The sequence below is a fragment of the Methylobacter luteus IMV-B-3098 genome (genome assembly GCF_000427625.1).
GTDB classification, from domain to species: Bacteria; Pseudomonadota; Gammaproteobacteria; order Methylococcales; family Methylomonadaceae; genus Methylobacter; species Methylobacter luteus.
Map to the genome: position 1 here is coordinate 1,954,659 of NZ_KE386569.1, position 12,904 is coordinate 1,967,562.

Sequence of the window (12,904 nt, forward strand, 5' to 3'; positions counted from 1 at the left end):
TTATCCTTAGTGCCAGATGCACCCGGCTAAGTTGAACTTTCTAAAGTATCAGCCTGTCCTTGATGAAAATTGCTCAGTACTAGGTAATTAGGACATGAAAATAGTTAATTTGCGCAGGGGCTCACGACGCTCATTTATGGATCGACGCAAAACTGAAAGACGCGTCTGCCCATACGAATTCGGTTCGCAGGAATGGGTGGAACATATACAGAAAAATTACCTGGCATGGCCAAAGTCTGATCGCCGAAAAATGGAAAGGCGCACCGAAGACCGCCGAGTGCTGGATCGAAGGCAACAGCAGCTTCCAGACCGGAGCCGCTACGAAAAGAAACACCCGTGGCTCGTGCTTGCTCCGGAGGAAAGAGAACTGATTAAAGCCTTATACCTAAACGACGAAGAGTAGCTGGTTTATAGGAGAAAAGTCTTGCCCTCTTCAACAAAGACTATAAGCTGTTAAGTCAAATCGGCTGTCTTTTACTAGGGATCCTGATTTTAGTTGAAATGTAAACGAACTACTGTAAAGACTTGCACATTAATCATTTATTTCTTGTATAAATAACCACTACCATGAATTTGCAGCATTTTTTCATGACATAAGTTGAACCATAAAACCTCCCGTTCAGCTTAAATTAATTGTGCCGATGGAGATAATGCGTGAATACATGGTCTATATTGATGTCGTATTGATAACATAACAAACCATGTGGGGGTTGTGATGAGCATATTTGAACGCTACACGTCCAAGTTTGAAGAATTGAAGGAAGAAGAATTAACGCTTCCTGAATACCTGGATCTCTGTAAAAAAGATCCGTTAACTTATGCGAGCCCTGCTGAGCGTATGCTGGCGGCTATTGGCGAGCCGGAACTGCTCGATACGCATAACGATCCCAGGCTCAGCCGGATTTTTTCCAACAAAGTCATAAAAATTTATCCCGCATTTCGCGAATTTTATGGCATGGAAGATGTCATCGAGCAAATAGTCTCTTTCTTCAGGCATGCAGCCCAGGGCCTGGAAGAAAAGAAACAGATCCTTTATTTGCTCGGCCCGGTCGGCGGTGGTAAATCATCACTGGCTGAACGGCTTAAAGCGCTGATGGAAAAAACACCTTTCTATGCCATTAAAGGCTCTCCTGTGTTCGAATCGCCATTGGGTCTTTTCAATATTGATGAAGATGGCGATATTCTTGAAAAAGATTACGGCATCCCCAGACGCTACCTCAACACAATCATGTCGCCTTGGGCAACCAAACGGCTGCATGAATTCAATGGCGATATACGCCAATTCAGAGTCGTACGCATTCGACCTTCCATCCTGAGACAAATTGCCGTCGCCAAAACCGAACCGGGCGATGAAAACAATCAGGATATTTCATCACTGGTGGGCAAAGTCGACATTCGTAAACTGGAAAAATACTCACAGGACGATCCCGATGCCTACAGCTATTCCGGCGGCCTGTGCCGGGCCAATCAGGGCTTGCTTGAATTCGTTGAGATGTTCAAGGCGCCCATCAAGGTTCTGCATCCGCTGCTGACTGCAACGCAGGAAGGCAACTACAAAGGCACGGAAGGTTTTCCGGCGATACCATTCCAGGGCATCATTCTCGCGCACTCGAACGAATCGGAATGGCTGGCATTCAGAAACAACAAAAACAATGAGGCGTTTCTCGACCGCATTTATATTGTCAAAGTGCCTTATTGCCTGCGTGTCTCGGAAGAAATGAAAATTTACGACAAACTGCTGGAAAACAGCTCATTGCATAATGCGCCGTGTGCGCCCGGCACTTTGCAAATGATGGCGCAGTTTGCGGTGTTATCGCGATTGAAAGAACCTGAAAACTCCAACATCTTCTCCAAGATGAGGGTTTACAATGGCGAGAATCTGAAAGATACCGATCCTCATGCCAAGTCCTATCAGGAATACCGCGATTATGCCGGTGTCGATGAAGGCATGACCGGCCTGTCCACGCGTTTTGCATTCAAGATCCTGTCGAAGGTATTCAACTTCGATAACACTGAAGTTGCAGCCAACCCGGTTCATCTCTTGTATGTCATCGAACAACAGATCGAACGTGAACAGTTTCCGGTGGATGTTGAAGAAAAATATCTATCCTATCTTAAAGGTTACCTGACACAGAAATATATAGAATTCATCGGCAAGGAAATCCAAACCGCTTATCTGCAATCCTATTCGGAATACGGGCAAAACATCTTCGACCGGTATGTGACTTATGCCGACTACTGGATACAGGACACCAACTACCGCGATCCCGATACCGGCGAGATGTTTGATCGAAGCGCCTTGAATGACGAGTTGGAAAAAATCGAGAAACCTGCCGGCATCAGTAATCCCAAAGATTTCCGCAATGAAATTGTGAACTTTGTACTACGGGCGCGTGCCAAACATGGCGGCAAGAATCCGGCCTGGACCAGTTATGAAAAGCTGCGCACGGTGATCGAAAAGAAAATGTTTTCGACCACTGAAGATCTGCTGCCGGTAATTTCATTCAATGCCAAGGCATCGCCTGAAGATCAGAAAAAACATGAGGAGTTTATTGATCGCATGGTTGAAAAAGGTTATACAGAGAAGCAGGTACGGTTACTCAGCGAATGGTATTTAAGAGTACGTAAATCGTCTTGAAACTTGAGGAGAAATTTGTGACTCGAATTGTAGATAGACGCCTGAACGGAAAGAATAAGAGTGCCGTTAACCGACAGAAATTTATTCGCCGTTTTCGCACCCAGATTAAAAAAGCGGTTGCCGACGCTGTAACCGAACGTAGCGTGACCGATCTGGATAAAGGTGAAAAGGTTTCTATCCCTGCAAGAGATACCTCGGAACCTTTCTTCCACCACGGCCAGGGCGGTTATCGCGAAATCATTCATCCAGGGAACAAGGAATTTCGTAAAGGCGACAAAATCGAACGCCCCGAAGGCGGAACCGGACAAGGCAGTCAAGCCTCTGATACCGGTGAAGGCCTGGATGAATTCGTCTTTGAACTGACCCGTGAAGAATTCATGCAATTCTTCTTTGAAGATCTTGAATTGCCTAACCTGGTCAAGACCAAACTGGCGACCATCCACGAAACCAAAAAAGTGCGGGCTGGCCATACTAGCGAAGGTAATCCGACTAATATCAATGTTATCCGTTCATTACGAGGGGCATTGGGCCGACGTATCGCTATGCGCGCGCCTCATATTAAGAGAATTGCGGAAGCCGAAGCAGAACTTGAGAATTTACTCAAACGCCACAACGAAACCGATGCTGTGGTTATTGCACTGCATGAGGAAATCAAGCGGCTCAAGAAAAAAGTCGAGCAGATTCCCTTTATCGACACTTTTGATTTGCGTTATGACAACCGCATAGACAAGCCTAAACCGACTACGCAAGCGGTCATGTTCTGCGTTATGGATGTCTCGGGCTCCATGGGGCCTGAGGAAAAAGACATGGCAAAACGATTCTTCATGCTGCTGTATCTCTTTCTGACCCGAACTTATGAAAAAATCCAGGTTGTCTTTATTTCCCATCACACCGAAGCCAGTGAAGTAGATGAGGAAACCTTTTTTTATTCAAGGGAAACCGGGGGCACGGTGGTATCCAGCGCACTCAATTTGATGAGCAAGATTATTCAGGAGCGTTTCCCGACCTCCGAATGGAATATTTATGCCGCGCAAGCCTCGGACGGTGACAACTGGGATAACGATTCAAAAGACTGCACACGAATCCTATCCGAGCAAATCATGCCTTATATGCAATATTACGCCTACATCGAAATCACCGAGGATAGGCATCAGAACCTCTGGCATGAGTATCTGACTCTGAAAAGCAAATGGAGCAACTTTGCCATGCAGCGCATTGCAGGGGTCGCCGATATTTATCCCGTATTCCGCAAACTTTTTGAGAAGCAAAGCTCATGAGCAGAAAACCGCTATCAGAGACATCGGAATGGACATTTGAGCTGATAGAAAAATATCACGCAGAAATAGCCCGTATTGCCAATAATTTCGGATTGGACACCTACCCGATTCAACTGGAAATCATTACAGCCGAACAAATGATGGATGCCTATGCCTCCGTCGGTATGCCCATCGGTTACAGTCACTGGTCGTTCGGCAAGGAATTCGTTAAAAACGAAAAACGTTACAAAAGAGGCCAGATGGGATTGGCTTATGAAATCGTGATCAATTCCAATCCCTGCATCGCTTATTTAATGGAAGAAAACAGCATGACCATGCAGGCATTAGTTATCGCGCATGCCGCTTATGGACATAACTCCTTTTTCAAGAAGAACTATTTATTCACGACCTGGACCAGTGCGGATTCCATTATCGACTATCTGCTGTTTGCCAAAAGCTATATCGCGGACTGCGAGGAACGCTATGGCGAAGAACAGGTTGAGGCCATTCTCGACTCTTGCCATGCCTTGAAAAGCTTTGGCGTAGACCGATATAAACGTCCATCCAAATTGTCCCTACAGGAAGAACAAGCCCGGCAGCGAGATCGAGAAGCCTACCTGCAATCTCAGGTTAATGAGTTATGGCGTACCATACCCACTAAGGAAACGCCGCGCAGCGACACAGAGGAAGAAGTCCGCTTCCCCGAAGAGCCTCAGGAGAATATCCTTTACTTCATCGAAAAAAATGCCCCGTTCCTGGAACCCTGGCAACGTGAAATCATCCGCATCGTACGCAAAATTTCCCAGTATTTTTATCCCCAACGACAAACGCAGGTAATGAATGAAGGCTGGGCCACCTTTTGGCATTATACGATTCTGAATCAGCTTTATGATGAAGGCTTGGTAACGGATGGTTTTATGATTGAATTTCTGCAATCACATACCAACGTAGTTTACCAGCCACCCTTCGACAGCAAGTACTACTCTGGCATTAATCCCTACGCGCTGGGCTTTGCAATGATGAGCGATATCCGCAGAATCTGTGAAAACCCGACACCTGAAGATAAACACTGGTTTCCGGAAATAGCCGGCAGCGACTGGAATAAGACTCTGCATTTCGCTATGCAGAATTTTAAAGATGAAAGTTTTATCAGCCAGTATTTATCCCCCAAAGTCATTCGGGACCTCAAACTGTTTTCTATCCTTGATGACTACAGGGAAAGAGAAATCGCGGTGACCTCGATCCATGATGAACAAGGCTACCAATATATCCGCCAGGCATTGTCGGAACAATACAACCTGGGCAGCAACGAACCCAATATCCAGGTTTACCACGTCGATCGTAAAGGCGACCGTTCATTGACTTTACGTCACACCCAATATCACCGTTTGCCGTTAGCCAAAAGTGCAGATGAAGTGCTAAAACACGTCGCCAGACTTTGGGGATTTGATGTCCGGCTTGAAACGCTTTCCGAGGATGGATCGGTGCTTACTACATTTGAATGTCCTCTTTAACCTCAGTTCGGCTTAAGCCTTATGAAGAAATTGTAGTAAATTGACTCAATGCTCGCGTAGTGCGAATTCACTTTTGCCCCCTGGGTATTCTCACTGCAACTGCATGTTAATGTCCCCTTCTCTCGCGCTCGGGCGCCTTGGATCGAATACCCCTATTGGGCACAAGTGAATTCGATCCTACAACTTCATTTATAACCAAAACCCGCTCTCTTTTCTTATCCCGAACTCAAGTTGATCTTTAGCTTAATTTAGCCTTGCCATGTATCAACCTTGACCTGTCAATGTAATCACCGGTGATTCTGAACACATTTGTCGTCACATACCGTAACAACCTGGATCAACCCAGAACATTTCAGTTCTCGAGCAAAGGAAACCGCAGCCATTTAGTTGATAATAAGCCTGCGAAGTGAGCGCATTGTGAAAAAGGGCTTTAGCCCGCATTGTCACGACTAAAGCCCTTATGAGTTTTATAAAGATCTATTGTGGTTTAACAGGTACATCAAACCTGAATGGAATGGTTACGTTAAGGAAATAATCGGGTGAGTCCTCTGTCAACCCAACACCGCCCAAAACAGAGAAAAATAAACTGCGGCCAATGGTCGATGACGCACCCGCAGTAAAGACGCTTGCCACGCCGTCGCTACCGGGTACTTCAACATTATTAACCTTGGTCTCTTGAATAAATGACTGTTGTAAACCGACATTTAAAGATGTCTGTGGACTGGCGGCCAATATTGCGGAGATATTGAAGTCGACTTGATCACCTGGCTCTATGCCATCTTCCTCTAAAGTTGTTTTATAGGCGACTGTTCCGGTAAAAGCCAACGGATCCTGACGTTTTAAAAACGTCAATGATCCAATGAAATCGTTAAATCCGATTCCCGTTGCAATATTGTCCTGAACCATATTGCCACTTGCCGAATCCCATGTAAATCGGGCTATCACATCCGGAAGCCAATCGCTTTCATGCATCAAGGTTTTGGCAATGCCGACACTGACATCGCCGAATGTTTCAGTATTACTTCTTGTCTCACTAGGAAATGCTCCCAGTGCTGAAGTGGTGACAGATTGATCGATAAATCGACTAGGAACGCGTACTTCAAACTGAGATTCAAAAGGCAGGCCAAACAGTAAATTTGCACCGGCATCGATTTCATCCCGGCTGACGCGTTGACTTCCTACCAGAAATCCTCCTGTAGCGTTCGCCACCAAAACAGGTGTTTCGGATTCTCTTCTTATATAAGTAGCGAATGGCTGAACTTCTGCCTGACCAAAGGGCAAAAGCAAAGCACCGGTTTGAACTAATGTACGTTCTAGTGCGCGTTGAGCCGCATCTTCATCGATTTCAAAACTACCGGGTGCCGAACTGGCTTGTTGTGTCTTGACCGGTGCCTTTTGAACTTGCGCCTGATTAGCAGGCGACTTTGCCAAGATGGCAGGACTGCTGGCACCAGGATACCGACCGGCCTCAGGGGCTGTGGCACGTTGTTCCAAAAGTTGTACCCTGCGCTGAAGATCAGCAATTACCTGATCCCTTTCAGCAATTTTTTGTATCAGTGTATTTTGTAAGCTTGATTCCGATATTTCATCTACTGTTTTCCCTGACGCATAACTCCAACTCGATACCAGCATTCCTGTGCCAATCATCAAGATAAGTCCTGGTGAAATTCTCCAGGGTGGAAAGGAACATTTCGACGCATTTATTCGATTATTATTATTTTTTACGGCCATAACTTACCTATCGTGTCATAACAAACTCGCGTGATCTAGGCTGCAAGCGATTGGGCGGCTCAGCTCCATCAAGCCTAGTAATTACAAAACCGACCTTGCCTATTTTAGGAAAATCGATTCTCATCTTTTCAAACATGTCAATAAGCATTGTCCGGTTGCCCCACGCAGGATCGGCTAGCAGTACGCGGTTGCCCTGTATCCCTCGAAAGATGACAAAATGGTTATAACCCATGATATTTATCGGAACAATGACTGGAGCTTTTTTTATAAGATCATCGAGCGTGAGTTTACCATAGCCAATCCCCTTATAACCATGACCATCTGCATAACGCTTAAGATCCAGCAACGAAAAACCCTGTCTGATATTAACCAACCCCGGATATTTAATATATTCTTCCCTTTTCATAAGAACAGTTGCAACATCCTTTTCTGTTACAAAATCGCCATGCTGATAATTTAAAAGCGTCGTTAAAGTTGCCGCCCCACAGCTTAGATCCCATTGTTGTATAACGACATTTTCGTGTCGCATTTCTATAAGCGACTTCACGGTGCGGGCTTCGGAAACTTCCGAAAAGCTTCCTATCAGACATATCAACAATCCCAGTTTTTTAGCTGTTAAAAAACCCGCATAAGGCAGTGTCAGTAACTTTTGAATACATTGGTTTATGCCGGAGATAATATTTTTTTTAGGTCTGTTGAGGCTTGAATGAAAACTCTTCATTATTACCGCAAAAATTGATGCAGGAAAAAACTTGCGAATAATTAAACAATAAATATTTTTTATATAAAAAAATAAAAACATTTTCATCTCCTGTTGAGTTATTCCATTGGGTTCATAATGGAGTAGGGAGAAACTGTTTCTCAATATCTGATGTTACGCTGTTAATTGGCACATTCATCAAATGCGCTGTAGGTAAAGAGATCGCTAGAGGAATGGCATGCGCCACTCATCTGTAACGTTTATGCCCTATAAGATATAAATACACATCAATATAACTCGTTAGTTCCCAAGCAGAGCATGAAAACGATAGTTACCTGACATTAGTCAATATTTTCTTTCTTTGTCAATAGAGTTGTGGAAAAAGAAAACGCCCCGCACTAATATAATGCGGAGCGTGATTCAAACGTATAGTGCGCTATGAGTGGGAATCGCCTCTTCCCTAGACAAAAGAGGCGTTTCCTGCTTTTTCTTTTTTAAAACAATGTGGCTGCTGAGTTAGATAAACTGGCTGCCACTGCGCCATTAGTGGAAAGACCTGGGCTAAATGAAGAAACCGCTACGGCTGTGCCTTCTCCAGATGAAAGAACAATTCCGCCTTGGGGAAGAACAAGAACATTGGATTTTGTAGCAGTAATGCCGAGCAGATTAGAAAAAGCGCCTGCAGCGCCAATGCTTTCAGCGGCGCCTTGAGGAATGACTACGGCACCGGCATTAATGCCATCCATTTCGGCAGCGGACAAAGTCATAGGCTCCGCACTTACGCCGCCTGCGATTACCAACATTGAAGCACCTGCTAACATACAAGTAAATTTATTCATCTTATTTCTCCAAAATATTGAGTAACGTCTTTAATTGGTCCTACAACTGGACAGCGCTTATAAAGCAGCACCTGCCGACTTCGATATAGAGAATGCGAAATCCTTGGTGATCTGGCCACCTTGTGTCGGATATGTATTAAGCACGATAACACCTGTACTTGTTTGAGTTGTAGTTGCGGCAGACAGCAGACCAGCTGCAATAGCTCCTGCGTCAGCTACTGCAAGACCAGCTGCGGTGACGTTGTCCATTTGTGTTTCTGTCAGTGCTACCGGCTCATCAGCGAATGCAGAACCCATACCTAAAACCAGTACACTTGCAATAATTGTTTTTGTTAATTTCATAGCAAAACACCTCGTTAAATTTATCTAACAAATACCTTAAGCGCTCTAACACTTAAGGGGGTTTTTTAGCACGTCCCCAGGCATAATTCAGGGGGACATTCTAAATTCTTGAAATCTGAACAAACCAGGCTGATACTGGTGATTAAAATACTGTCTTAAAACGGAATGGCGGTCGGTGCACTGACTGCAACACCAACACTTCCGCTTAGGCTAACCAGTTGACCAGGCCTATTAATATCCAATTGGATGCCATGAACATTTGGCCCCGTCAGCCCCGTATTTGATGTGGTGGATGTACCCGCCGTTGATCCCTCACCCACACCACCCGCTACAGCTATACCTCCAGCAGCAGCAGCACCAACACCCGGCAGTCTACTGCCAGGGGCCACTACCAAAGCTGTAGTATAGGTTTTTGCGAAAGCTAGAATAGGGGAGTAAGCCACAGCCGCCGCATCAGCATTGGCAGCACCGGCAGTCACCTGGTCCATTTCACCTACTGTAAGCAATGTAGGATTTGATGGCATTGTTTCAGCTCCTGCAACTGAAATAGTTGCCGCGCAAGCTGGTATTAATATATAAGCAATTTTCTTAATCATTAGTTAATCCTCAATTTTATGATCAGCTTAGAAACATCCCGACTAATCAGCAGTTAACTTAATGCTTTCATATTAAGTATATATTTAAATATATACTGATTCGATTCATTAACTACTTACTTAAATATTCGAGTTGGAATTTATAATACTTGTTTTTAACTTTATTACTATTAGTAAGACTACTAGCTAGTAATACAACTTATTATTAAATTCAACCCTTCTCTAAAGCTTATATTAAATTATTAATACGGCAACTGTATTAATCAGTCTCTATATTCGAGTTTGAACTTATAATACTTATTTTTAACTCTATTACTATTAGTAATATTACTAGCTAGTAATACAACTTATTATTAACTTCAACCCTTATATTGAGCCAATTAACTATAGGCTCAGTTACAGTATCAGTTAAAACGTCTTAAAAATAAATAGATGAAATCCCAAAAACACATAGATGAAATTTAAAAAACTACTTAAAAAATCATAATGTTAACTTTATTTTTTTATTAACACATTTATATTAACTTCAGCCCTTTTATTAATTTTTTATTAAATTATTTGCACAGCTACAGTATTAATTAATCCACTCCAAAAAGCCATAGATAAAAGCCCAAAAAACCATAGATAAGAGCCTAAAAAGCCATAGATATAATTTCAAAAAACGCTTAAAAGCTCAAAAGTGTTAATTTAGTTTTTGTTAACGCTTTATTTAGTATTGACTATTGTAATGACCTAGTTTTTTTCAGGAACTGAAACAGGCCGTTTAACCGCTGCTTTTTCACCCAAACTTTTGAGCAAAATTCCATGCAATTTGGAATGCAGGGCAAGATCAATACTAACGATACAGTTCGCTCTCATAGCGAATAATTTCCTTATCCGCATAGTCATGAAGCTGAATCCAGCTTCATGTTTCAAGCTCAGAAAGGAGTTTTTATACCATTGTGAAGCGGGTATCTTGATATCAAAACAGAAAAGACAAGCTCAACCATATGAAAAATAAAATAAAAATACCATGACAACCATCTTGCGCTCTGTCGATGATTTCATTACTACATTCTGAATCACTTCAGAATACCGAATAACAGCTTAATTTAGTATTTGCTTATTCTGTTGCTTGGAAGCTCTCAATACCACGTTAAAGCACCGGCATACCTATTATTTTTTAAGCCTTTGATATAGACATAAAAAAGGATTGGTACAGACATTTCATGGCCAATACTTAATAAAAGAGGAGCAGACTAATCAATATATGACGAATTAACATAATGAAAATATTAGAAATTTTTATTTCCAGCTATTAAATAGCTTGATAATTTGGATAGTACAATACTTACAACATTATTTTTATGCGCCTTCTTTCAAGAAAAACAACGTAAAAAATCATTTTTCTTATGAAATGGGAGGGTTAGTGAGGGAATGGCATTAAACAGAAAGAAGAGTTGATGTGATTAATAAACCAATGAGGATTATTGATCCCTGTTTAACCAATACCAGTTCTCGACAACTGGATTCGTACGACGTCCTTTTTGCTCGGGAGGATAATTTTTTGCCAGATAAGCCAGTATTTCCTGTTCGGTTTCCGCAGTCAGTTGACGTAATCCTTGCGTTTTTTGCATCCAGCGAATCGTTTCCAGCCAGCCCTGACGGGTCGCTTTATTTTGTATGATCAGTTTTGCCGAATGGCAAACAGTGCATTCTGATTTTACCGTGTCAAATCCCTGATCAATGATTAAACCTGTTTTAGCATCTATGTTCTGTTGCGCCATCAATTGCTGGGTAAAAAATAGCAGTAGGAAGCAGATTTTAATTCTAACAGTTACACCCATGCCCTGCTCCACCTAGACCACTTTGACGGCAATACGATGACAGGCATTATTCAGATAGCCTTTCGGGTTCCAGCCGGGTACAACCATAGGCTGCATTTTTCCGGCGCTGTTGGTCGCCCTGGCCCAGACCTCGTAATAACCCGGACCGGGAAAATCAAGTTCCGCCTGCCAATGCTGCCAGGCCAGCCTGTTTTTAGGCTCCTGTAAATTGCAGCGCTGCCAGGTTATGCCGAAATCGTTGGAAATATCCACAGCAGATACACTCAAATCTCCGGCCCAGGCATGACCTCGCAGAGGCAGTTTCTGGCCAACCTTGATCATTGCTCCCGTTTTTGGATACGTAATCAGCGATTTGACCGGCATGGATTCGATAATACACATATCCTTTTCCGTAACCTTGTCTCCAGGCTCGACGGGATGGCAGGGCAGCTTATAAGACAGTCCGGTCATTTTCTCGCCGTCATGAACTTTATTACGAACGACAATTTTATTGAGCCATTTTCCGGACGTGGAACCCGACCAGCCGCCGCAGACCAGCCTCAGTGGATGGCCATTCATAATGGGTATATCCGCGCCATTCATGGCCCAGGCGATCAGCGTTTCATCTTCAAGCGCCTTGCTCATCGGCACGCCTCTTGAAATCGGCTCATGGCCGGGTTTGCCGCTGATGTGCGCATCGCGCCCGTAATAGCCTATATAAACGGCATCATCCTTAATGCCAATCGATTCCAGCACATCCCGAAGACGCACGCCGGTCCATTCCGGACATCCGACAGCGCCGACAGTCCATTGCCCTTCGGGAACCGGTGGATTAAACTCGCTTCTGCCATTACCGGCGCATTCGATCGTTAATTGATATGTGTAATGCTTGAATTTACGTTTCAAGTCCTCAAGGCTGAACTGGGCGTGGGATTTGATGGATTCGCCTTCGATGCGCAGCATCCAGGCGGCAAGGTCAATATTTTGAGGCGGGATGCCGTTATTGCGGATGAATAACTTATCGGCCGGCGTAACAAAATCATCCAGTAGGTGGGCTGGCGTTTCTGCACTGACGGGCCTGTCGTTCACCACAATCAGTCCGGGATGTTTGCCGGCAATATTAAAAGAGTCAGAGGTATCGGCAAAAGCGGCCGGTATCAGTCCGCCGGGCATGTTATCGGCAAAAGGAATATTGGCGCCCAACGCCGCGCTCATCGCCCACAATCCGCTTTTCTTCAGAAACCCTCTTCGGGAAATTGGATGGGCTTCCCGTCCCCAGATCAACTGATCAGCCTTCTCAGGATCCTCTTTATACAGTTCATGAATACCTTTGTGGAAGTTACTGTTTTTCACGACCGATCCTTCCAGCCTGTTAATGAAGCTGGAGCTAATTCATGGAGTTTGAGCGTAGATTCTTACAAGGCAAGCTTGAACAGACATTATTGACCTATATTAGCTAATGAAGAATAGGTTCGAACACTTA

The 12,904-nt window shown here is 43.9% G+C and carries 11 protein-coding genes; 4 read left to right on the forward strand and 7 right to left on the reverse strand.

Annotated elements, in window-relative coordinates:
- Window positions 1-94 precede the first annotated feature (94 nt).
- The 4 genes from METLU_RS0110960 to METLU_RS0110975 all read left to right on the forward strand — a co-directional run bounded on the left by METLU_RS0110960 (window position 95) and on the right by METLU_RS0110975 (window position 5,408).
- Window positions 95-403, forward strand: coding sequence for a hypothetical protein (locus METLU_RS0110960; protein ID WP_027158247.1), 309 nt, complete (start codon window positions 95-97; stop codon window positions 401-403).
- Window positions 404-715: 312 nt separating this feature from the next.
- Window positions 716-2,638, forward strand: a complete 1,923-nt coding sequence (locus METLU_RS0110965) for a PrkA family serine protein kinase (protein ID WP_027158248.1) — start codon at window positions 716-718, stop codon at window positions 2,636-2,638.
- Between the two features lie 17 nt (window positions 2,639-2,655).
- Window positions 2,656-3,915, forward strand: coding sequence for a YeaH/YhbH family protein (locus METLU_RS0110970; protein ID WP_027158249.1), 1,260 nt, complete (start codon window positions 2,656-2,658; stop codon window positions 3,913-3,915).
- Window positions 3,912-5,408 carry a SpoVR family protein gene (locus tag METLU_RS0110975; RefSeq protein ID WP_027158250.1) on the forward strand — a complete coding sequence of 499 codons (1,497 nt, stop codon included), beginning with the start codon at window positions 3,912-3,914 and terminating at the stop codon, window positions 5,406-5,408. The genes METLU_RS0110970 and METLU_RS0110975 overlap by 4 nt, the downstream gene beginning before the upstream one ends.
- Before the next feature lie 477 nt (window positions 5,409-5,885).
- Here the strand turns inward: METLU_RS0110975 and METLU_RS25160 are convergent, their stop codons facing one another.
- From METLU_RS25160 to METLU_RS0111015, 7 genes are all read right to left on the reverse strand, one after another.
- Window positions 5,886-7,058, reverse strand: a complete 1,173-nt coding sequence (locus METLU_RS25160; RefSeq protein WP_231383588.1) for a hypothetical protein — start codon at window positions 7,056-7,058, stop codon at window positions 5,886-5,888.
- A gap of 88 nt (window positions 7,059-7,146) precedes the next feature.
- Window positions 7,147-7,941 carry a C39 family peptidase gene (locus tag METLU_RS25165; protein ID WP_196806532.1) on the reverse strand — a complete coding sequence of 265 codons (795 nt, stop codon included), beginning with the start codon at window positions 7,939-7,941 and terminating at the stop codon, window positions 7,147-7,149.
- 392 nt (window positions 7,942-8,333) lie between these two features.
- Window positions 8,334-8,678 (reverse strand): hypothetical protein, encoded by a 345-nt coding sequence (locus tag METLU_RS0110990; RefSeq protein WP_027158251.1) that lies wholly within the window; start codon window positions 8,676-8,678, stop codon window positions 8,334-8,336.
- Window positions 8,679-8,735: 57 nt separating this feature from the next.
- Window positions 8,736-9,020: a hypothetical protein gene (locus METLU_RS0110995; protein ID WP_027158252.1), complete on the reverse strand. Its 285-nt coding sequence runs from the start codon at window positions 9,018-9,020 to the stop codon at window positions 8,736-8,738.
- 155 nt (window positions 9,021-9,175) lie between these two features.
- The gene (locus METLU_RS0111000; RefSeq protein ID WP_027158253.1) at window positions 9,176-9,616 is read right to left on the reverse strand and encodes a hypothetical protein; all 441 of its coding nucleotides are present in this window, start codon (window positions 9,614-9,616) and stop codon (window positions 9,176-9,178) included.
- Between the two features lie 1,466 nt (window positions 9,617-11,082).
- Window positions 11,083-11,442: a hypothetical protein gene (locus METLU_RS0111010; protein WP_036243043.1), complete on the reverse strand. Its 360-nt coding sequence runs from the start codon at window positions 11,440-11,442 to the stop codon at window positions 11,083-11,085.
- Between the two features lie 12 nt (window positions 11,443-11,454).
- A complete protein-coding gene (locus METLU_RS0111015; protein WP_027158255.1) occupies window positions 11,455-12,774 on the reverse strand; it encodes a sulfite oxidase in 1,320 nt (439 codons plus the stop codon).
- Between the last annotated feature and the right edge of the window lie 130 nt (window positions 12,775-12,904).

Coding starts and splice junctions, on each gene's coding strand:
- METLU_RS0110965 (WP_027158248.1), top strand. CDS start 716: ATGAGCATATTTGAACGCTACACGTCCAAGTTTGAAGAATTGAAGGAA.
- METLU_RS0110960 (WP_027158247.1), top strand. CDS start 95: ATGAAAATAGTTAATTTGCGCAGGGGCTCACGACGCTCATTTATGGAT.
- METLU_RS0110995 (WP_027158252.1), bottom strand. CDS start 9,020: ATGAAATTAACAAAAACAATTATTGCAAGTGTACTGGTTTTAGGTATG.
- METLU_RS25165 (WP_196806532.1), bottom strand. CDS start 7,941: ATGTTTTTATTTTTTTATATAAAAAATATTTATTGTTTAATTATTCGC.
- METLU_RS0110990 (WP_027158251.1), bottom strand. CDS start 8,678: ATGAATAAATTTACTTGTATGTTAGCAGGTGCTTCAATGTTGGTAATC.
- METLU_RS0111000 (WP_027158253.1), bottom strand. CDS start 9,616: ATGATTAAGAAAATTGCTTATATATTAATACCAGCTTGCGCGGCAACT.
- METLU_RS0110975 (WP_027158250.1), top strand. CDS start 3,912: ATGAGCAGAAAACCGCTATCAGAGACATCGGAATGGACATTTGAGCTG.
- METLU_RS0111010 (WP_036243043.1), bottom strand. CDS start 11,442: ATGGGTGTAACTGTTAGAATTAAAATCTGCTTCCTACTGCTATTTTTT.